This is a genomic window from Streptomyces sp. NPDC002403 (assembly GCF_053593015.1).
On the sequence record NZ_JBSFBQ010000017.1, the window covers coordinates 59,567 to 79,742 of the forward strand.

22 protein-coding genes are annotated in these 20,176 nt (G+C 69.6%); 9 read left to right on the top strand and 13 right to left on the bottom strand.

Annotated elements, in window-relative coordinates; all coding sequences use genetic code 11:
* The first annotated feature begins 390 nt into the window (after nt 1–390).
* The gene (locus ACWCPY_RS20285) at nt 391–1,017 is read left to right on the top strand and encodes a hypothetical protein (RefSeq protein ID WP_451266795.1); all 627 of its coding nucleotides are present in this window, start codon (nt 391–393) and stop codon (nt 1,015–1,017) included.
* A gap of 138 nt (nt 1,018–1,155) precedes the next feature.
* On the opposite strand, the gene ACWCPY_RS20290 is transcribed toward ACWCPY_RS20285, so the two are convergent.
* Nucleotides 1,156–1,497, bottom strand: coding sequence for a DUF5713 family protein (locus tag ACWCPY_RS20290; protein ID WP_451266797.1), 342 nt, complete (start codon nt 1,495–1,497; stop codon nt 1,156–1,158).
* Between the two features lie 193 nt (nt 1,498–1,690).
* On the opposite strand from ACWCPY_RS20290, the gene ACWCPY_RS20295 reads away from it, so the two are divergent.
* The gene (locus tag ACWCPY_RS20295; RefSeq protein ID WP_451266799.1) at nt 1,691–2,293 is read left to right on the top strand and encodes a GNAT family N-acetyltransferase; all 603 of its coding nucleotides are present in this window, start codon (nt 1,691–1,693) and stop codon (nt 2,291–2,293) included.
* Between the two features lie 112 nt (nt 2,294–2,405).
* Here ACWCPY_RS20295 and ACWCPY_RS20300 read toward each other — a convergent pair whose 3' ends face one another.
* The 4 genes from ACWCPY_RS20300 to ACWCPY_RS20315 all read right to left on the bottom strand — a co-directional run bounded on the left by ACWCPY_RS20300 (nt 2,406) and on the right by ACWCPY_RS20315 (nt 5,667).
* Complete coding sequence (locus ACWCPY_RS20300; RefSeq protein WP_451266801.1) at nt 2,406–2,939, bottom strand: hypothetical protein; 534 nt, start codon at nt 2,937–2,939, stop codon at nt 2,406–2,408.
* A gap of 42 nt (nt 2,940–2,981) precedes the next feature.
* Nucleotides 2,982–3,677, bottom strand: a complete 696-nt coding sequence (locus tag ACWCPY_RS20305) for a class I SAM-dependent methyltransferase (protein WP_451266803.1) — start codon at nt 3,675–3,677, stop codon at nt 2,982–2,984.
* 187 nt (nt 3,678–3,864) lie between these two features.
* Entirely contained in the window at nt 3,865–4,809 is a 945-nt protein-coding gene (locus ACWCPY_RS20310; RefSeq protein WP_451266805.1) for an aminoglycoside phosphotransferase family protein, read from the bottom strand.
* Nucleotides 4,810–5,067: 258 nt separating this feature from the next.
* On the bottom strand, nt 5,068–5,667 hold the full coding sequence (locus tag ACWCPY_RS20315; RefSeq protein WP_451266807.1) for a TetR/AcrR family transcriptional regulator: 600 nt from the start codon (nt 5,665–5,667) through the stop codon (nt 5,068–5,070).
* 240 nt (nt 5,668–5,907) lie between these two features.
* Here ACWCPY_RS20315 and ACWCPY_RS20320 point away from each other — a divergent pair, with 240 nt between their 5' ends.
* Genes ACWCPY_RS20320 through ACWCPY_RS20335 form a run of 4 tightly spaced genes read left to right on the top strand, consistent with a single transcriptional unit; the run spans nt 5,908 to nt 10,754 of the window.
* Nucleotides 5,908–6,465, top strand: coding sequence for a (2Fe-2S)-binding protein (locus tag ACWCPY_RS20320; RefSeq protein WP_451266973.1), 558 nt, complete (start codon nt 5,908–5,910; stop codon nt 6,463–6,465).
* Nucleotides 6,462–7,454, top strand: coding sequence for an FAD binding domain-containing protein (locus tag ACWCPY_RS20325; protein ID WP_451266809.1), 993 nt, complete (start codon nt 6,462–6,464; stop codon nt 7,452–7,454). The genes ACWCPY_RS20320 and ACWCPY_RS20325 overlap by 4 nt, the downstream gene beginning before the upstream one ends.
* Nucleotides 7,451–9,613, top strand: a complete 2,163-nt coding sequence (locus ACWCPY_RS20330; protein ID WP_451266811.1) for a xanthine dehydrogenase family protein molybdopterin-binding subunit — start codon at nt 7,451–7,453, stop codon at nt 9,611–9,613. The genes ACWCPY_RS20325 and ACWCPY_RS20330 overlap by 4 nt, the downstream gene beginning before the upstream one ends.
* A complete protein-coding gene (locus tag ACWCPY_RS20335; protein WP_451266813.1) occupies nt 9,606–10,754 on the top strand; it encodes an XdhC family protein in 1,149 nt (382 codons plus the stop codon). The genes ACWCPY_RS20330 and ACWCPY_RS20335 overlap by 8 nt, the downstream gene beginning before the upstream one ends.
* Before the next feature lie 67 nt (nt 10,755–10,821).
* On the opposite strand, the gene ACWCPY_RS20340 is transcribed toward ACWCPY_RS20335, so the two are convergent.
* From ACWCPY_RS20340 to ACWCPY_RS20360, 5 genes are all read right to left on the bottom strand, one after another.
* Nucleotides 10,822–11,685, bottom strand: coding sequence for a MarC family protein (locus tag ACWCPY_RS20340; protein ID WP_451266815.1), 864 nt, complete (start codon nt 11,683–11,685; stop codon nt 10,822–10,824).
* A gap of 114 nt (nt 11,686–11,799) precedes the next feature.
* Nucleotides 11,800–12,258 (bottom strand): hypothetical protein, encoded by a 459-nt coding sequence (locus tag ACWCPY_RS20345; protein ID WP_451266817.1) that lies wholly within the window; start codon nt 12,256–12,258, stop codon nt 11,800–11,802.
* 230 nt (nt 12,259–12,488) lie between these two features.
* Nucleotides 12,489–13,505 carry a hypothetical protein gene (locus tag ACWCPY_RS20350; RefSeq protein WP_451266819.1) on the bottom strand — a complete coding sequence of 339 codons (1,017 nt, stop codon included), beginning with the start codon at nt 13,503–13,505 and terminating at the stop codon, nt 12,489–12,491.
* Nucleotides 13,506–13,693: 188 nt separating this feature from the next.
* Complete coding sequence (locus ACWCPY_RS20355; RefSeq protein ID WP_451266821.1) at nt 13,694–14,173, bottom strand: hypothetical protein; 480 nt, start codon at nt 14,171–14,173, stop codon at nt 13,694–13,696.
* A 295-nt stretch (nt 14,174–14,468) separates the two neighbouring features.
* Nucleotides 14,469–14,927: an NUDIX hydrolase gene (locus tag ACWCPY_RS20360; RefSeq protein WP_451266823.1), complete on the bottom strand. Its 459-nt coding sequence runs from the start codon at nt 14,925–14,927 to the stop codon at nt 14,469–14,471.
* A 110-nt stretch (nt 14,928–15,037) separates the two neighbouring features.
* Here ACWCPY_RS20360 and ACWCPY_RS20365 point away from each other — a divergent pair, with 110 nt between their 5' ends.
* Both ACWCPY_RS20365 and ACWCPY_RS20370 read left to right on the top strand, forming a co-directional pair.
* Nucleotides 15,038–15,655, top strand: coding sequence for a hypothetical protein (locus tag ACWCPY_RS20365; RefSeq protein WP_451266825.1), 618 nt, complete (start codon nt 15,038–15,040; stop codon nt 15,653–15,655).
* Between the two features lie 9 nt (nt 15,656–15,664).
* On the top strand, nt 15,665–16,372 hold the full coding sequence (locus tag ACWCPY_RS20370; protein WP_451266827.1) for an NUDIX domain-containing protein: 708 nt from the start codon (nt 15,665–15,667) through the stop codon (nt 16,370–16,372).
* A gap of 126 nt (nt 16,373–16,498) precedes the next feature.
* Here ACWCPY_RS20370 and ACWCPY_RS20375 read toward each other — a convergent pair whose 3' ends face one another.
* On the bottom strand, nt 16,499–17,668 hold the full coding sequence (locus tag ACWCPY_RS20375) for a S1 family peptidase (protein WP_451266829.1): 1,170 nt from the start codon (nt 17,666–17,668) through the stop codon (nt 16,499–16,501).
* 322 nt (nt 17,669–17,990) lie between these two features.
* Here ACWCPY_RS20375 and ACWCPY_RS20380 point away from each other — a divergent pair, with 322 nt between their 5' ends.
* Entirely contained in the window at nt 17,991–19,313 is a 1,323-nt protein-coding gene (locus ACWCPY_RS20380) for a nucleotidyl transferase AbiEii/AbiGii toxin family protein (protein ID WP_451266831.1), read from the top strand.
* A gap of 26 nt (nt 19,314–19,339) precedes the next feature.
* Here the strand turns inward: ACWCPY_RS20380 and ACWCPY_RS20385 are convergent, their stop codons facing one another.
* Both ACWCPY_RS20385 and ACWCPY_RS20390 read right to left on the bottom strand, forming a co-directional pair.
* Nucleotides 19,340–19,609, bottom strand: a complete 270-nt coding sequence (locus tag ACWCPY_RS20385) for a hypothetical protein (protein WP_072487705.1) — start codon at nt 19,607–19,609, stop codon at nt 19,340–19,342.
* Nucleotides 19,610–19,644: 35 nt separating this feature from the next.
* Nucleotides 19,645–20,109, bottom strand: coding sequence for a MarR family winged helix-turn-helix transcriptional regulator (locus ACWCPY_RS20390; protein ID WP_451266833.1), 465 nt, complete (start codon nt 20,107–20,109; stop codon nt 19,645–19,647).
* Nucleotides 20,110–20,176 lie beyond the last annotated feature (67 nt).

Sequence of the window (20,176 nt, forward strand, 5' to 3'; positions counted from 1 at the left end):
ATGCTCGCACGTACGCCTGTGGGAAGACGGCCCGGGTCGATGGCGGCGGCCGGAATGACGCCCACGTCGCGGAGCGGTGCCGCCTTCACCGGGCGGGCCGGACAGACCAGGCCGCCGATCCGGTCGAGCGGAAGTCGCGAGCGTGCGGCGATGGCGTGGGCCGGCAGGTCGGCGGCGAAGCCCAGCAGCCGTAGTGCGCGGTCCACGGCCGCGTCGGTGCACGAGTGTGTCGCAGCACGCGACGACACTGATCGAGTCTTCGGTGTACGAGTACAGTCCCGACAGCCGAACGGCCAGTGCGTCCATGCCAGAAGGATGGGGAGAGGGACTGCGGCCAGGGCAAGGAGTTCACCGACAGGGCACCACCGACATACTGAGTATGCTCATGGGATGAAGATCACGGTTCTGGGCCTCGTGACAGGGGCCGGGTTCGGTGCGGTCACCTCGCTCGCCAATGCCCTCTCGTCCCCGTACTCGATACTCGGCGCCCCACTGGCAGGCACTGTCTGGGCAAGTATCGCCAAGGTGCTCAGTCTCCTCGTGGGTCTCGGCTGGGCGTGGGCGGCGCTGGCCGTGGTGGTGGGGCGATTGGCGGGGCCATGGACTCGGGGCGCCGTGACCGCGGCGCTTGCGCTGATGGCGGCCACAGGGGCGTACTACCCGATGGACGCGTTGCTCCGGGACGAACCCCTCGCCTTGTACTGGCCGGAGTTGCTCATGTGGTGGGCGGCGAGCGTGCTGTTCGGAACCGTCCTCGGTGTGGTGGGTGCGGCCATCGAACGGCCCGGCGTGACCGGCCTGCTCGCCGGGCTGACGGTGCCCGTGGGCGGCGCCGCGCAGATGATTGCGCTGCCGCCCCGGCCGGGTCCGACCTTCACACAGGAAACCGCTCTGGCCGAAGTCCTCATCTGGACGGCCCTGGCGGTGGGCGCCGGTTGGGCTGTCCACCGCTTCTGGGTCACGATGCCGGCCAAGCACGTCCCGTCGGACGGCGGACCCCGCTCCCCCTCCCGCTAGATCCGGCTCTTCGGACGGAGTCCACGGCAAGTCTGCTGCGCAGGAGTTCGTCGGCGGCAGATGCGAAGAAGCCCCTGGCTGTGGTGGGACCCCCTTCGAGGGCCGGCAAGCACGGGTGCCGCGGTCCTGCGTGCGTCCTCACCATTCCCTGGCGGCGATCAGCTCCTCCGGGTCTGCGTCCGAGAATCCGTAAGCCGAGGCCACGAACCAGAAGTCCTCGCCTATCTCCTCTCGCGCAACGGTCTCGATCTCACTGCCTGCCGCCTCGAACTCGGCCTCCAGCAGATTGAACTGCTCTGTCGCCGCCTCCGTCAGCACGTACAGAGCCTGCAGATCAGCCGGCTGCTCCGCCTCGATCCGCTCGCACAGCCTCAGCAGGATCGCCCTGCCCTTGTCGACGACGTGATCCGGAAAGTAGTCGTCCGCGTACAGGGGTTGCAGAAAGGCGTACTCGGTCACCTTCTGGTTCGTGATCGGCATGGTGCCCCATCTCCTTCGAAGAGCCATCGTCCCGATCATGCACCACGCCACTGACAAGCTCGCCACGAGACTTCGGACCAGCACTTTCACGGTCAACGGCGTCGCCTTCCGAAGGACGGAGGACTGGCAGCGCCGGGCCGGTGGGCAGAAAAAGCCATTGGCCGCGACTTGGCGGCGCCCATAGCATCCGCCCATGATCGAAGACACCGGGATCGTCGGCAACGAGCATGAACCAGGGGCTGAGAGGGAGCTTGCCCGGCGTGCCGAGGCTGTCGGTCTCGCGGCAGTCGACATGGACGACGCCGAACTCCTGCACGGTTGGCGATCCGACCCGGTGACCGCCTATGAGATCGGCATCTGGCCGCGCTCCCTCACCGCGACACGGGAGCGCATCGCGCGCGACAGCGATGACGACGATCGTGACGACTTCCTCGTCCTGCTCCCCGACCGCACCCCTATCGGTCACATCGCACTGACCGGCCAGAACATCGTCAACGGCACGGCACAGGTCGAGCTGATGCTGGCTGCTCAGCATCGTGGGCACGGCCACGGCGCCGACGCCCTCGATGCTCTGGTGGACCTGGCGTTCGGCGAACTGCCGATGCACCGCCTCACGGCAGAGACCCACACAGGCAACGCCCCTGCTCTCGCCGTCCTCGCCAAATCCGGCTTCGTACGCGAAGGCACCAGCCGCGCCGCCTGTTTCCATCACGGCCGCCGCCACGACCTCGCCGTGTTCTCGCTGCTGCGTCCCGAATGGGAGGAACTGAACCGCCCTCGCGCCTGGGACGCCTGACCGCACGGAGCGCGCTCGCCCGGCTCATGGCCCGGTCCGGCACGACACTCCTCGGAGCATCAAGGAGGCTCTTCGCCCGGCCGGTCCCAGAAGGTCGACCGCCACGCGGACCCTAGCCGTGCTCGGCGACGTGCTCACGCAGAAAGGCACCCGCGTGCGCGGCCGCCTCCTCCTTCGTTGCGTAGTACTGGGTGCTGCCGGCCTCGTCCCGCGTCCCATCGGCTCCCTGGCCGACCCACCGCCATCCGCCGGACGACGGGTCCCGGGACAGTTCGGCGCTGCCACCGCACAGCTCGATGACGCTCGGCTCCGATTCGGCAGGGAGTGACCTGTCGATGGCATCGGGCCACTTCTTGCGAGCACCCTGCCGGGTGATACCCCAGGCAGCGCCCAACTGCTCGTAGCTCGCGCCGTAGGAGCCGGCAGTCCTTGCCGCGATTGCCGTCAGCCGCTTGACCTCCGCGTCCACCACCTTCCAGGTGGTGAGGATCGACAGCGTGACGCCAACGGGGTCGGCATCCCACATGCGCTCTTCAGGGAGGCCGGTCGCCCGGGCACGCATGGCCGAGGCGAGCGGGTTGAGGGCGTCGAGAAGAGCCTTGTCGAGGACTGTCTGTTCCGCGGTCGTGATCTCAGGCAGCGTCATGTCGGTAACTCTAGTTACCGCGCACTCGTTCCGCAACTAAAGTTACATCGGTGGGGCGGGTCGGAGCTTCTGGCCGTCCGGAGCTTCGTCCGGCTTGTGGGCCAAGAAACTGACGATCGCTCTCTTCCCTTCTTCGACAGGCTCATCGACCAGTCGGTTGGTCACCACCAGCCCTGCCCGGCCCAAGAGTTCGGCGATGCGGTCTGCCGGCAGCAGGTAGGACTCGAAGTACGCGCAGTGGTCGCCGTAGGCGCTCCTCACACGCCGACGTTCGCCGTTCCCCACCCGGCCGACGACCATCAGATGCCCACCGGGTGCCAGGGTGCGGTGGAATTCGGCGAACACCGCGGGGAGCAGCTCCGGCGGCGTGTGGTGAGTGGAGTAGTAGGCCAGGATCCCGCCGAGCTCGTCGTCGGCGAGGTCCAGCGCGGTCATCGAGCCCACGGTGAACCGCAGACCTGGATGCGCCGCGCGTGCCAGGCCGATCATCTTCGGCGACACGTCGATACCGAACGCACGCACCCCGAGCCCGGCAAGGTGGGCCGTCACCTTGCCGGCGCCGCAGCCGAGGTCCGCGACGGCCCCTCGGTCGGCGGTGCGCACGAGCTCGGCGAATGCGGTCAACATCGCGCGCGACAGGGGATCCAGTTCGACGGGATCGGGTACGTACTCCGCGTAGTCGGCGGCGACGGTATCGTACGACTCCCGGACTGCGGTCAGGTAGGAAGGTTCGGTCACACCGCCAACGTAGACCTTCGCACCGACAGGCCATGCGGGGAGGGCCGATCGTCTCGACGTTCACGCCAGTACTCGTGTCGCCGGTTGACCCGGGCCAGTCGCTCCTGGCGTTGTGTCAGCCGCAGACTGTTCAGGTAGGTCACACGGTATCCGACAAGCGCCGGCCCGACGGCGGTGATTGCCGCGCTCATGTGCCACCACGCCAGGCCTCTGTGGTGAGCAACTCCGCCATGGTGTCGGCAAATCGAGTGAGCAAGTCCAGTCCGGGCCCTCCGCGCGCTCTGCGAAAGCCATGGCGGCGCCCCCAGAAGGCGGCCCGGACGGCATGGAACTGGGCCCAGCGCCGGGCGCGTTCGCGGTCGACTTCGGCCGCCTCTGCGAAGACCTGCAAGGTTCGATGCAGCGCCTTACGCAGGTCGCTCGTCTCGATGAGAGTCAGCGCCCACGACTTGAGCAGAGTTCCGGCGTCGTACGCGGGGTCTCCCGCGTACCCCTTGGGGTCGACGGCCAGCCACGGCTCACGGTCGGCGCGCAGGATGTTACGGGCATGCAGGTCACCGTGGATGAGGGTGTCCGGCTGATCGCGGCCGAGCTCCCGGGCTGTCGCCAGGGCGGCATCCACCACGTATGGGGACAGTGCGTGCGTCAGTTCCGTCGCGTCCTGGCGGAGTTCGGCCTCCCAGACACCGGCCTGCTCCCGGAGCCGGGGCAGTCCGGGCGGCGCGGGGACGGCCAGTCGATGGCTGATCCTCCCTGCGATCCTCACGGCCTCATCGCCCCCTTCGAGCTCCGCCAGGGTGGACGACCGGGCTCGCTCCAGGAGCATGGCGAAGTGCTCGTCGTCACGCTCGTGCAGCAGCACGGCCCCGCGTCCCTCCCAGACCGCAAACGCGTCCGGCTCATGCACATTGCCGGGATGGGGGAACGACACCTTCACCACGGCGCCCTCCGCCCGCCGGCGCACCGGAACGATGACCCCGACGCCCCCGTGCATGACCTCGCCGTCCAGGACGCATTCCCAGCGGCCCAGCAGCTCCTCCACCACACCGGGCAGCTCGGCCAGCCATGCGGCACCCGGTTCCCCCTCGCGCTCGATCGTGCTCCGTGCGAATGCCCCTGGTACGTCAATCATCCCCGCACCCTACGCACCGCCCGAATGTGTGGGGGCATCGGTGACATCTCGCGCGGTCACCGGACCGGGCTCCATCGGCTGTGATGCTCATTCCTTCTGGTGCATCGCCGCGGAGGAGCTGGGATACGGCATGAGCTTCTGATCACACACACCGACCGGGACACCCCGCCCGTGAACGGCAGTCGCACCTTCGCGAATCCCCGGATCTCCGGATCTCCGGGATTCCGGACCTCCGGATTCCTGCAACCGACGCCGCGGTCAGGCGCGTTCAGGCTCGCTCGGTGATCCAGGGGCTCCCGCTCGCAGGCCATCCATCACAAGGTCCAGAAGGCACTTCGCGCGCGGCTGCCAGTCGCTTTGCGGGTCCATCTGCCAGAGCCCGGCGATGGCGAGCACGAAGTCTTCGGGGGTCAGCCCCGGACGGATGGTGCCGGCCCGCTCGTTCGCGTTCAGCAGTTCCGTGACCGCCCTCGTCACCGGGCCGTGCCCCAACTGGGCCAGGCTGCCGTACGTTCCGGTGGACTTGCGCAGGGCGTCGGCCAGGCCGGCCTTGGCCATGGCGTACTGGGCAAGGCGGTCCATCCACTCCCTCAGCGCCTGGTCGGGCGTGCGGGTCCGGAGCAACTGGACCGCGGTGTCGGCCACCTGCTGCATCTCGTAGCGGTACACCTCCAGGACGAGAGCCTCGCGGTTCGGGAAGTTGCGGTAGATGGTCCCCTGCCCGACGCCCGCCTTCTTCGCGATCGCGCTCAGCGGTGCATCCGCCGCCCGCGTCAGCTCGGCCAGTGCGACTTCCAGGATGCGCTCGCGATTCCGTTGCGCGTCAGGGCGCAGAGGCGCGCTCCTCTCGTCCCGCACCCGTCCTCCTCCCGGAAAGCACGATCAAGTCCGGCCTTGCTGAGCGGACAACTGTCCGCTAGGTTCGACAATAAGCGGACAGCTGTCCGCTTGGATTCACCATAGCGGCAGATCCGGCCGGTGTGGCCGACCTGCGCCCACCATCAATGGTTGAATCACCCCCATCGCCCTCTCCCTTCCGGAATGTCCGCCGGGATCGTCTCGTTCGACGCGCATAAGCAATGCGAAAGAAGGCTGATCATGACTCCATCGACGTCCAGTGCCATCACCCTGAACATCAATGGCGAGAAGTACACACTGCCGGTCGACCATCGCACCACCCTGCTCGACGCCCTGCGCGAACGTCTTGACCTGACCGGCTCCAAGAAGGGCTGCGACCAGGGGCAATGCGGCGCCTGCACGGTGCTGCTCGATGGGCGCCGGGCTGTTTCCTGCCTCCAGCTCGCGGTCGCGGCCGAGGGGCGCGTGATCACCACCATCGAGGGCGTGGCCGATGGTGAACAGCTCCATCCGGTGCAGCAGGCCTTTCTCGACCTCGACGGATTCCAGTGCGGATACTGCACACCCGGGCAGATCTGTTCGGCCATTGCGGTGATCGAGGAACACGCGGCGGGCTGGCCGAGCGCGGCGACCGACGACGTCCGGCCCGAGGCGGGGGTACCCGCACTCAGCGCCGAGGAGATCCGGGAACGCATGAGTGGCAATCTGTGTCGCTGTGGTGCCTATGTATCGATCGTGCAGGCAGTCGCGCAAGCCGCGGAGGCGGCCGGGACCCGGGACAAGGAGGCGGTGGCATGAGGGAGTTCGGCTACGAACGAGCCTTCGACGTATCCGGGGCGGTCGCCCTGCTCGGTTCCGAGCCCGACGCCCGCCTCATCGGCGGCGGCACCAATCTCGTCGACCTGATGAAGGCAGGCGTGGAGCGGCCCGCGCTGCTCGTCGACGTACGTGAACTCCCTCTCGGCGGAATAGAGTTCACCGAGGGTGGCGAACTGCGCATCGGCGCGACGGTCACCAACAGCGATCTCGCGGCCCACCCCGAGGTGCGGCGTCACTACCCGGCGTTGGCACAGGCCGTGCTGGCGGGTGCGTCCGGGCAGCTGCGCAACATGGCCACGGTCGGCGGGAATCTTCTCCAGCGGACCCGCTGCGGCTACTTCACCGATATCAGCAAGCCGTGCAACAAGCGTTCCCCCGGCAGTGGTTGTCCCGCCGTCGACGGTGAACACCACAACCACGCGATCCTCGGCGCCTCCGAGCACTGCATCGCCATCCATGCCTCGGACATGGCGGTCGCGCTCGCCGCCTTCGATGCCGTCATCTCGTACGAAACGGCCGACGGACCGGGTGAGTTGCCGATCTCCGAGTTCTATCCGCCCGTGGGCGAAACCCCGCACATCGAGACCGCTCTTCCGGCCGGCGCGCTGATCACCGGCGTCACGCTGCCGCCCGCCCCCGTCGCCGCCCACTCGCGGTACCGGAAGGTGCGCGAGCGCGCCTCGTACGCGTTCGCGATCGGCTCGATCGCCGCCGCACTCGACATCCGGGACGGTGTCGTACGCGAAGTGCGTCTGGCGCTCGGGGCTGTCGCGTCGAGGCCCTGGCGGGCGCGGGTGGCCGAGCAGGCCCTGACCGGCGGGCCGGCGAACGCGGAAGCGTTCGCCGCGGCGGCGGATGCCGAACTGGCCGCCGCCGAGCCCCTTTCCGAGAACGGCTACAAGGTGACGCTGATGCGCAACCTCGTCGTGGCCGCGTTGACCGAGCTCACCGAGGAGGTCTCCCGATGACCACGACGACCGGGGTCGCCGCCGCGACGGGAGCCGTCGGCTCCGCCCGCACCCGCGTGGAGGGGCGCGACAAGGTCACCGGGGCGGCCCGCTACTCCGGAGAGGTTCCGTTCGCCGAACTCACCCACGGCTGGCTGGTGTTGTCGACCGTGGCCCGCGGCCGGATCCGTTCCGTGGACGACGGCCCCGTGCTGGCCATGCCGGGTGTTCTCACCGTGCTGCACCACGGGAACGCTCCGCGCGTCGACACCGACTACATGGGCATGCTGGGGCGCCCGAACCCGATCGTGGGGCTCTTCCAGCACGATCGCGTACCCTTCGCGGGCTGGCCCGTGGCGTTGGTGGTGGCCGAGACCTCCGAGCAGGCCAGGGAAGCCGCCGAGGCGCTGGTGGTCCAGTACGACGAGGAACCTCACGATGTAGCGTTCCGCCCCGGCCGCTCGGACGCCTACACGCCTGAGGACACCCCGATGGTCCAGGCCGAGACGGAGAAGGGTGACGTGGAGGCCGGCCTCGTCGCCTCCGCCGTGGTCGTGGACGCGGAATACACCACTCCGGAAGAGCACCACAACCCGATGGAGCCGCATGCGGCCACGGCCCGCTGGGACGGCGGCCGGCTCGACGTCATCGACTCCAACCAGGGCAGCAGCTGGGTGGCGAGCGAGCTGGCGCAGCTCTTCTCCCTCGATCCTGCCTCCGTGCGCGTACGGTCCGAACACGTCGGGGGCGCCTTCGGCTCGAAGGGCCTGAGCCCGCATCAAGTGGCGGCCGTGATGGCCACCACCGTGCTCCATCGTCCGGTCCGCGTTGTGCTGACGCGCCGTCAGATGTTTTCGCTCATCGGCTACCGCAGCCCCACGGCACAGCGGATCAGGCTCGGTGCCGACGCCGATGGCCGCCTGCGTGCCTTCGACCACCAGGCCCAGAGCCTCACGTCGACCGTGCACGAGTTCGTCGAGTCGAGCGCCGTGCTGGGGCGGGTGATGTATGACGCCGACGCCCATCACACCCTTCACCGGCTCGTGCGGCTCGATGTACCGACTCCGACGTGGATGCGCGCCCCGGGCGAGGCACCGGGGTCCTTCGCCCTCGAATCGGCCCTCGACGAGCTGGCCGAGAAGTGCGGCATCGACCCGATCGCGCTGCGTGTGCGCAACGAACCCGCGACGGGTCCGGTGTCCGGGCTGCCGTTCAGCAGCCGCAATGTGCTGGCCTGCTTCGAGGAGGGCGCCCGCAGGTTCGGCTGGGCGGACCGCGATCCCCGTCCCGGACTGCGCCGCGAAGGTCGCTGGCTGCTCGGAACGGGCACGGCGGCGGCCACCTACCCCTCGGGGGTGGGGCCGTCCACCGCGGCCGTGACCGCGGAGGCCGATGGGACCTTCACCGTACGGATCAACGCGGCGGACGTCGGGACGGGGGCGCGGACCGCAATGACCCTGGTGGCCGCGGACGCACTGGAGGTGGATCCGGACCGTGTCCGGGTGCGCATCGCGGACAGCGACCTCGGCCCGGCGATGATCGCCGGGGGTTCGATGGGTACGCGCTCCTGGGCGTGGGCCGTGACGGTCGCGGCCGACGAACTGCGGGAGCGGCTGTCCCTGGGCGGCGGCATTCCTCCGGAGGGGATCACGGCCCGGTCGAACACGGCCGAGGCCATCGGCGCTCTCACGAAGAAGGAACGCCACTCCTTCGGAGCGCAGTTCGCCGAGGTCGCGGTGGATACGGACACCGGTGAAGTTCGCGTGCGACGGCTGCTCGGCATCTACGCCGCGGGCACCATCGTCAACCCCCTCACCGCCCGTAGCCAGTTCATCGGCGGAATGATCTGGGGGCTGTCCATGGCGCTCCACGAGGAGGCCGTCCGGGACCAGGTCTCGGGCGGCCACGTCGGCGCCGACCTCGCCGGCTACCACTTCGCTTCGCACGCCGATGTGCCGATCATCGAGGCGGACTGGGTCGACGACCCCGTCCCGGGCGACCCGGTCGGGATCAAGGGCATCGGCGAGATCGGCATCGTGGGCGTGGCCGCCGCAATCGCCAACGCGGTGTGGCACGCGACCGGTGTACGCCACCGGGACCTGCCGATCCGTCCGGACCGCATCCTGCGTGCGGCCGACGAGGCCCGGCGCCGGGCAGCGGGAGGAGCCGGGAGTGCTTGACATCGCCGAGGAACTGAACCGGTGGTTCGAGGAGGGCCGGGACTTCGCCGTCGCCACCGTCGTGGCCGTCAGCGGCAGCGCACCGCGCGGTCCCGGCGCCGCCCTGGCCGTCGACGGTGACGGCACCGCCATCGGTTCCGTCTCCGGCGGTTGCGTGGAAGGGGCGGTGTACGAGCTGTGCGTGCAGGCGCTCCAGGACGGGCGGACGGTACGCGAGCGATTCGGATACGACGACGAGGACGCCTTCGCGGTGGGGCTCACCTGCGGCGGTGTCATCGAGGTCCTGGTCACACCGGTGCGTGCGGACGCGCCGGTGTTCCGGGCCGGGGTGTCGGCGGCGGACCGGGGTGAACCGGCGGCCCTGGCCCGGGTGGCCCGGGGCCCGGTGGAACTGCTCGGCAGGGCACTGCTCGTACACCCCGACGGCTCGTACGAGGGCAGCCTCGGCGGCCGTCCGGAGCTGGCGCGGGCTGCGGCGGAGGAGGCCCGCGCATTGCTGGACACCGGCCGCACCGGCACCGTCGAGATCGCGGAGGACGGGTCGCGCTGCCCGGGCGGCGTGACGCTGTTCGTGGAGTCGAGGGTGCCGCCGCCCCGGATGATCGTCTTCGGCGCCGTGGACTTCGCGACGGCGCTCGTACGGGCGGGCAAGTTCCTCGGCTACCACGTGACCGTGTGCGACGCCCGGCCGGTCTTCGCGACGCGCGCCCGTTTCCCCGAGGCGGACGAACTAGTGGTCGACTGGCCGCACCGCTATCTCCGGCGCACCACGACCGACGGGCAAACCGTGCTGTGTGTGCTCACCCACGACGCCAAGTTCGACGTTCCGCTCCTGGAGACGGCGCTGCGGCTGCCGGTCGCGTTCGTCGGCGCGATGGGCTCGCGCCGCACGCACGAGGACCGCGATCGTCGCCTTCGCGAAGTCGGTGTCACCAGCCGCGAGTTGGCCCGCCTGCACTCCCCGATAGGCCTCGACCTCGGCGCCCGTACCCCCGAGGAGACCGCCCTGTCCATCGCGGCGGAGATCGTCGCCGCGCGCCGGGGCGGCACGGGTGTACCGCTGACCGGATCGGGCACTCCCATCCACCATGACGTGGACGGGAGGGGGACGGACGAGGACCGCTCCCGTACGGCGGCGTGACCTGGCGAGGCCGGGCGGCCGAGGGGCAGGGGCTGAGGCTGGGCGGACGCGAGGCCGGGAGACCTGTTCAGTGGCCGCGTCCGCTCAGCCCGACACCGAGTTCCACCAGGCCGTCGAGGACCAGATCGATGCTGACCGCGGCGAGCAGCAGCCCGAGGAGCCGGCCGGGCAGTTCGAAGGTCGCATGGTGTGTGGCGCGCAGTACGCGTTCCAGGACCAGGATGCGGATGAGGTCGAGCAGAATCACCGCCACGTACGCACCAGCGACGGTGGAGCGCCAGGTCCAGGACGACTGCGCATTGGCCTCGATGAGCAGTGCTGTCATGGCCAGCGGGCTGACGACGAACGGCACGAGGAGTTCACGCAGGCCGCTGGCCACGTCGGGGGTTTCGTCGTCCGGCGCGTCCGATCCGGTCCGGTTCCCCAGGACGAGACCGACGGCGTAGAGGAAGAAGATGATGCCGCCTGCGAGCAGGAGTGCGGGGTGCTGATGTGGAACAGGTCCAGGAGCAGTGGAGCAGTCAGGCTGGCCACCAGACCGATGCAGATCGCCGCGCCGCAGGCCAGCAGAGCGATGGTACGAAGTTGGCGAGTCGGGTGCAGTTTCGCGAGGTGAGCGAAGGACAGCAGTACCTTGGGCGGCCCTACGACGGAGACGAAGGTGATCAGGGCGGCGGAGAAGGTGAGCGCGTTCACCTGCGAAATCCAGGCCGCGGGTCCGGCTCCACGTGGCAGGTGAGGTTGGTGTTCCCGGTCCGCTTGGTCTCCGTTCGCTGCCGAAGGATCGAGCGCTGTCTGCTGCCGGGAGAGAGCGCGCCCTGGATCGACCTGCGGCTCTCCTGAGCCGGCTCGCGGGCCGTCTCGCCTTCGGGACGCGCCATCCGCAGGCGCGCGCCCGGAGGGCATGGATTCCGTCGAACGCGTCCGGCATCACCGGCACGGCCGGCCGCGCCCCGCGCGTCCGGCCGGAGGTCGGGCCCGTCACCGACCGCGTCACCTTCAACGGGACGATGGCCGGGCCCGACGGCACTGCACTGCGCCTGGATCAGAACACGAACGGTCCGGGCGACTGAGTGGAGGTCGCATTGCAGGTCGCGGTGATGCCGAAGACCACGACCTTGAGGGACGTGGCCACCAGGCTGTCCCCCGAGGCGACGGTCCCCTTGAGCGGCCCCGTGGACACCGGGCTTCCGGCGGGGATGGCGGGGTTGGAGCTACCGGTGAAAGTCACCGTCCCCGCCCCCTTGTTGGTGAGCGTGAGCGTCGATTTGACCGAGTTGGCGCCCACGCTGATCGGTGCCGTGATGGCGGACGTCGAGACGTTGATGACCGCGCTCGTGCCGCTCTGGGTGGCGGTGAGGGTCGCGCTGCCCGAGCCGTAGGCTCCGCAGTCGAAGGAAATGGTGGCGGTGGTGGGGGTGACCGCCTCGGCCGTGGGCGCGAGCGCGAGAGCGCCCGCGGCAAGGGCGGAACAGATGGCGAGTCGCCGTGTGCCATGCCTCATGGTGATTGCCCTTCATGTGGGGGGACTGCCGACGCACCGAATTCGACGTGCGCGCCGGAACGCAGCATCTACCTGACGTATCGTCAGAGGTGGCTGCCTTCCCCATTGAGGCACGACCCCCTTGAAGCAACAAGGCACATCACCATGATTCTTGACATGCCACGGCCAATTTTGGTCACGTCCCTGTCCGCCCGGCCCCGGTACCCGAGCCCAGGATCCCGGGCGTTCGGTCAGGAGGGCAGCTTCAGGTCCGTGCAGCGATGACGCTGCGCTGCCCGCTCGGCGAAGGCGCGCAGTGCGGTGCGGAGGTAGCCACGCGACGGGGCCGCGTACTCGGTGTCGTTGGCCGTGAACACGGCGCGCGGGCCCGTACCGCATGCGGCGCTCGCCCAGGCGCTGTGGCGGTCGGTGCCCGCGTCGCCGTGGTAGCTGCCCGGGCCGTCGTCGGCGGTGCGCAGGCGCTGCGCGTACGGGCCGAACGCGGCGCCGAACCAGTAGAGTTCCTCGTCCCGCGCCTTGGTCTCACCGAGTGCGCAGGTTTCCAGGAGCGCGTTGCCGGGGGCGGTGGTCTCGCGGTGCCAGTCGACGGAGTCGTCCCCCGGGACGGGAATCCCCGCGCAGGTGCCCGTCGCGTTGCCGGGCGTCGGGCTGTCGGCCGACGTGGGGATGGGCGGCACACCGGTGCCGTGCGGGGCGTCGCACGACCATCGGTCGGCGGCCCGTTCGGCGGTTGCCGTGGCCAGCCGGGCGATCTGCCGGGTCTCCGTGCTGTTCTCGTGCGACTCGTCGGCACGCACGGCCACCACGAGGGAGACGGGCCTGTTGGTGCAATTGAGAACGACGCCGGTGTCACGGAAATCCGTGTAGCCCCGCCAACCACCGCCGACGGCGACCGGCAGGTGATCGGACTCCCCATTGCGCAGCATCGAGAGCGGGTCGCCGGAGAGACTGCGGTTACGGACCGCGTCGTGCGGAATCAGGGCGACCAGCAGTCTCGTGTCCGCCACCCCGCACTCGTCCCAGCGGTCGTCGTCCGCGCCTCCCGTACGATCCCCCGGCAGTCCGGGGTCGATGGAGTACGAGGTCAGGGCGGCGGACTCGGCGACCGGCAGCAGCCCCTCGCAGTATGTGGCGAGCCGTTCCTCGTACCTCCACCGCTTGCCGGTGTCGCTCATCCGGTACCAGCCGTAGCCGGCCGCGAGCACCAGGACCAGTGGCACCACGGCGTACAGTGCGATCCTGCGCATCCTCTTCATAGAGCCTTGCCCTCCCCCGTATCGATCACGCACTCCAGCCTGTCATCCGTGGCCCGGGGACCGACACCCGCCGGCCCCGGCATGAGCAGCGCTGCGGGCTCGAAGCAGCCCGGATCACACCGCCTGGGGCCGGCCCCGTCCCCGAGAGCGCCACAGGGCGCAGGCGGAAGCGGAAGACGCTAGGACGACGGCCACACGATCTGCCCGTTCGCGGCCTTCAGCGTCTCCGGGGTCACGTGTTCGTGGAATCTCAAGCAGCCGATCGCAACGGCGCCGTCCGCGAGCGGGTGGGGGTCGTGAACCCGCGCGGCCAGCCAGCCGAGCAACTCGCCGACCTGGTCGAACTCGTCCGGGTGGATCTCCTGCCGGGAGGTCAGCGACCACCCCTTCCGCGGCAGGTCGGCACGGCCGGCCAACGCCGAGCCGAGCACACCTCCCACCCTCCAGGCCGGACCGCTGCCGCCGAGCAGCGGACGAGGTTCGTCCTCGATCACCGGGTCCCCCGACTCGTCCTCCACCACGACCGGGAACCGGGTCACGATGGACAGGCACTCCGGCTGCGGCCCCATTCCCAGATGCCAGCGCAGTTCGGCGAGCTCCTGCTCGGAGAGCTCGTCCCGCAGATCGGCCGATATCGCCAGCTCATAAACGTCACTCACCCCACGCACCCTACCGAGGGGGTCCGACATGCCATTCCGGATGCGGGACAGTGCGGTGTACCCGCTGCGCTCCGGCCGGCCGGTGCGTCGCCGCGTTGGACGATCGCCCCGGCGGGGACGCCACTCACACCCTCGGCATCCGCCTGGCGAAGTATGGGTCCACGCTCGTCGTCGCACCTTCTCATGTGCTCCGGCACATCGAGCCCGTACGCCGGGCCGGCAGCCGCGCGGTTGGGTGCTCGGGCTGCCGTCCCCTGATCAAGTGACTGTACGGACAAGCGCGATCGTGGCCGGGTCAGTCGCTGCCGCCGGACTTGGTGGTCCAGAGCGGATCGATGTCGCCGAGCCAGGCGTCCTGCTCGTCCGCCAACGGCTGTGCCAGAGGCAGCGGAAGGAAACGACAGGCGAAGCCGAGGCCGGCGTCGTCGCCGTCTCCCCGGACCTGGTGCTCCCACGAGTCAGGTGTGTCGGTCGGCGCGCGGAGGAAGAAGAAGGTGGTCCTGCGCGGCTGTCCCGTGTCGGGATGCGGCTTGTCCTCGACGGCGATGCTCCGGACCACTGTGGCCTCCGACAGCCCGGTTTCTTCATCGACCTCGCGCAGAACGGCCTGTTCCGGTTCTTCGTCCGGCCCGACTCCACCGGCGGGCACCTGGGTACCGGCCCCCGGCATGCCGATGTGGTCGAACACCAGCAATTCAGGGACGGAACGATGCCGGATCACGTACGCGGCCACACGGATTCTCGGTCGGGTCATACGCGCATTGTCCGACAACGGCATCGCTTGCCGAACCCGACCGGACCGGGAAGGGAGAAGCGGAGGCCTCACACGTGCAGGAGCGGGCGGTCCTCGGAGAGAATGGCCGCGTGACGGTGACAGAGGAACTCTTGCAGCATCAGGACACACTGCGCTCCGCCGCGGATGCCGTCGACGCGGATCTTCAGCTGGACGAACTCCTGACCGGAATCGGCCGGCCGGTGCGGGTGGGGAGTTATGCCCTCGGGCTGATGGTCCGTCGCGACCTGGACGTAACGGTGATCTGCCCGTCACTCGACGCGCGGACCTTGGAAGCCGTTGCCGGAATCGGCGCACGACTTGCGCAGCACCAGCGGGTGCGGCAGGTCCGGTTCCGCGACGACACCGGCGAGTGGAACACCGATCCGGACTACCCCGACGGGCTGTATCTCGGTGTGGACTGTCGCTCGCGGGAAGGTCGGGAATGGAACCTGGACGTCTGGTTCGTCGACGAGCCCGACCGGCAGCCCGACCTCGCCCATCTCAAGGAACTGTCTGCGCTTCTCACTCCCGGAACCCGTGCGGCGATCCTCGGGATCAAGCAGGCCTGGGCAGACCGTGCCGAGTACAGAAAGTCGGTGAAGAGCGTCGAGATCTACCGGTCGGTCCTGGTCGACCGCGTCCGTACTCCGGAGCAGTTCGACGAGTGGCGCGCCGCACGGAGTCCTGAGGGCGGTCCGCACGCGTAGTCTTCACTGATGGCCGACGACTCCTCGCTGCTGAACGTCCGGTTCGACGATGCCGGACTTGTCGTGGCCGAAGAGCCTGACGAGGACGGGGTCTACAGCCTCCCCAGCCAGGACCGCGCCCCGGACGGCTCGTGGTGCTCCCTGCGCCTGGCCGACGCGTTGCACGCGCGGATCCGACCCGTCGGAACTGCGGAAGCGGTGCTGCGGGACTGGGTGACGAAAGGCCCGACGCGGGGAGTGGCCTCCTGGGACGACCCAACAGCCGCTGATCCGGTGCGGGTCCGGGCCGGGGCGGTGGTGATCCGTGACGAGCGGATGCTGCTCATCGGCTTCGAGGAGGACGGACAGCCGTACTACGAGATCCCCGGCGGCGGGGTCGAGGACGGCGAGACGCTGCACGCCGCGGTGATCCGTGAACTGCGGGAGGAGACCGGCCTGAGCGGCGAGGTGGTCGGGGAAATAGCCCGCGTCTGGAAGGACGGCCGCCGTGAGCACTACTTTCTTGTGCATGCCGAAGGTGTGGTCGGTTCCCTTGCGGAGCTCGACAATCACGGCGGGACGCCCACATGGATTCCGGTCGACCGGCTGCCCACCACACCGGTGTGGCCGCGGCGGCTGGCCTGGCGCATCGCTCACTGGCACGCGACAGGCCGGCCGGCCCGGCCGGCCGAACTCGCCGACAGCATCAACGACCTGCAGGCCCCCTGCACCTGGTGAGACGCGCGGCGTCCGCGTCCCGCGAGAAGGGCCCGCCGCGCCCGGGCGACAAAGCTCGGGTCACGGCAGGCCCCGTGTGCGCAGCGGACACCGGACGGGACGGGTCCGGCCGGGCCCCGCGTACCGTCAGGCAGTGTGCAGGGTCAGCCCGTACCGGTTGAGGATCTCGTTGATCGGCTGGTGCCAGGTCTCCCCGCCGCTGGTGCAGTTGCCCCAGCCGCCCGAGGTGACCCCCTGGGCCTGGTCCCCGCTGATGAACGAACCTCCCGAGTCTCCGGGCTCGGCGCAGACGCTCGTCTTGGTCATCTGATAAACCGCGCCCTGGCTGTAGTTCACGGTCTCGTTGGTGGCCAGCACATTGCCGCAGTGCCAGTGGCTGGTTGAACCGGACCGGCATATGGAGGCGCCGATGGGGGCCACCGCGGAGCCCCGGACCAGCTGGTCGGAGACGGTGCCCCAGCCGAGTACCACGGGGACGGTCCACCAGCCGTTGCCCACGCTGACCCAGGCGTAGTCGTCACCGGGGAAGGACGACCCCTGGAAGTTGCCGATGGCAGAACCGTCCCATCCGCTGACCGCCGCGCCGCCCTGTCCGCAATGCCCTGCTGTGACGAAGCCGCCGTACACGGAGAAGCCGATCGAGCATCGGACGTTGCCCGTGTAGTAGGGATCGCCGCCAACGGTTCCGGCAGCGAAGGTCCTGGGCGCCTCGGGTGTCCGGTTCACCAGTACGGGGCCGGTCTCGCGGGCCCGTTCGACGAATTTCTGGACATCGTTGTCACCCGTTGCCGAGGCGACCACATCGACGACGACCCGGTTGGCCTTCGGGTCGACGTGCCAGCCGCTGACACCCTCCGGCGCGGCCATCCTGTCGATCCGCTTCTTGGCCGCGTCGAGCTGCCGTGCGCTGTGCCGTACCAGTTGGACGGAGGCGCCGGACGCCCGCACGACGTCCGACTTCCGCTTGTCGGTGAGGGCCACGGTGAGCCTGCCCGCGGCCGGATCGAACCAGGAGCCGGCGTAGGAGGATCCGGCGGCCCGTCGCACTGTGCCCTGTAAGGCGGTTGCCGTCTTCTCGGCGGCCAGCCGGGCCCTGGCCTCACTCTCCGTCAGGCCGAGGTCCCTCTGCATGGCTGAGAGCAGCCCTGCGGACGCCGGTGCTTCATCGGTCGCGGAACGGGGTGTCGCGGAAGCCGGCTCCACTGCGGCGGCGGACGCCGGACCGGAGGTGAGGCCCACGGTCGCCCAGGCTCCGACAACCAGTGCGGCAGCCAGGCTCGTACGCAGCGCGTTCATACATCTCAAGGCAATGGCCCTTCTGTTGTTCCGGCATCGTGGGGGAGGAACAGCAGGCGTCCGAGAGCTCTCACCTGAGAGCGCTCTCAGAGTGTGCCGCAACGGACTGTAACGCAGCTTGACTACCAGGTCCATGCCAATTGCTGTTTCCTGCACCCCGGTTGACGGGCGCGTCCTCTCCGCGATGCCCCCGGACCCGCGGCCCTCCAGGCAGCGCGTACCCCTATGCTCACGTCAGACGATCGCGCGCACCCGAAGTGTCGGCTTCCCCTTCCACCCGGGTCTCGCGCACAGCAGCGCACCCGCCCGCAGGAGTCCCACCATGCCATCTTCCGCCGACGGATCCAGCTCCTGGACCAGGCTCTACCAGGGCTCCCCACGCGTTCCTCACACTCCCCTCGACGAGGAGACACGGCGCAATGCGGAGCTTCCGGGCACACTGCTGCCCGCACCGGAGGGGATGAATCACCCGCTCGTCTTCGACCCCGCACTGAAGCAGTTCGCCAATGCCTACCGAGCGGGAGAGCCTGAATTCGGCGATGGCGAGGAGGCGATGGGTCGGGCCTGGCATCGGGCACGGCGTACTGTACTGGACACCTTGCTCGCCTCGATCGCGGACGGCGCGTGGGGTGGTCATCTGGTGCTGCGCGGCAGCGTGTTGATGGCCACGTGGTTCGGGGACGCCGCCCGCGACCCGGGGGATCTGGACTTTCTCTTCGTGCCCCGGGACTGGGCCATGGAAGACCCCCGGGCCTCGGGACTCTTCGACACGATCGCCCGGGACGCGGCTGCGGCCGCCGCGCACGGCTCCGTCCGGATCGACGCGGCGGGCATGGTGACGGAGGACATCTGGACGTACGACCGGGTTCCGGGGCGGCGCGTGCTGCTGCCGTGGACCGCGGACGGTGTGCCCGGCGGCACCGTGCAGATCGACGTGGTGTTCAACGAGTCCCTGCCCTCCCCCGCCGTGCTCACCGGGCTCCGGCCATTGGGAGACGGGCCGGGTTGCCGCGTGCAGGCGGTGTCCCCCGAGCTGTCGCTGGCCTGGAAGTTGCTGTGGCTGGTCACCGACGCGTACCCGCAGGGCAAGGATCTGTACGACGCCGTGCTGCTCGCGGAACGCAACCCGCCGAGTTACGAACTGGTGCGGGAAGCCTTTGTGCTCGGTGGCACCGAGGGGCTTCGGCCCGCCGGTGGCTGGTGGCTCGACGAGTTGGGGGTGCAGACCGGATGGGAGCACTTCGCCGCCGAACACCCATGGGCCGCGGAGAGTGCGGCGAGCTACTGCGAGCGCCTCGCGCGGGCGCTGGCACCCCTGATGGAGGCTGCGGAACGAACGGACGGGGCGGACGAGGCGGACACGGAGGTGTCGCGCCGGTACCGACTGTGGGCCCGATGGCTGCAACCGCTGATCGAGTCCACGCGTACGTCCGCTGCGGGAAAGCCTGCCGCCTCGCTCGCGTATCTGGACGAAGGCGGGTGGAACGGCCTCGTGGCGGCCGTCGTGGTCGTACGGGAGGTTGTCGGGCGTCGGCGGCTCGGCCTGACGGACGCGCTGGCCGTCGTCCTTTCCCATGAGGGAAGTTGGCAGTACTGGCGGGACCATCCCGAGGCGTGCGTCCGGGCCCTCGACGAACTGCGCTGATCATCTCCCCCGGGCTCCGGCCCGGTTCAACCGGCCCGGCCGATCGCGCTGCGCAGCATGGCGACCGTAGTAGCCGCGGCCGCTCGCTCCGCATCGTCGTCCGTCGCACGCACTCGTTCCTCCAGGAGGACCACGGCCGCCTGGAGGACACCCACACGCACCGGAACGCTCTGCATCGCCGTGAGAACGGCAGCCGCCTGTTCGGCCGCGGTGGCCGTTGCGGCCTGCGGAATGAGGGTGGTGATTCCGCGCCCGAGCGCGCGGTCGCGAGGCGGCTGAGCCGCGGCTGTGGTCACCCGAGAAGTGTGCCGCACCCGACCGGGGGAATCGGTCAGCGACCTGCCTTCGCCCCTTCGGCGCCCTCGTGGACGTGGGCGTGGACCCGTTGCAACAATGCGGCCAGCTGGGCTTGTTCGGACCCGGTCAGCGGCTCCAGCAGTGCCTCCTGGACAGTCAGCGCCTCGGCCTGGAGCTCCCTGAGCACCGCGCATCCGTCGGGGGTGGCCGTGACCGTCACACGGCGGCGGTCGCCGGTGTCCCGGGCACGGTCGACGAGGCCGGCCACCGCGAGGTCGTCCACGATCTTGACGATGTCGCTCCGGTCGATACCCAGTCGCGATGCCAGTTCCCGCTGGACATGGGGACCGAAGTCGACGAGCGCCGACAGCACGGACATATGCCAGAGCCGCATGTCCCGGTCGGCCAGCCGTGCCGCCAGCCGGCTCCGCGCTGCCCTGCCGGTCTTGGACAGCAGATATGTCGTGAGTCCCAGGAGGCTGGGCGGGGTCTCGCTCATCGGCACTATTCTAGGCCCGCACCAATCATGGGTTTACACCTACCGATCGGAGCGCGGCGCCCCGGCC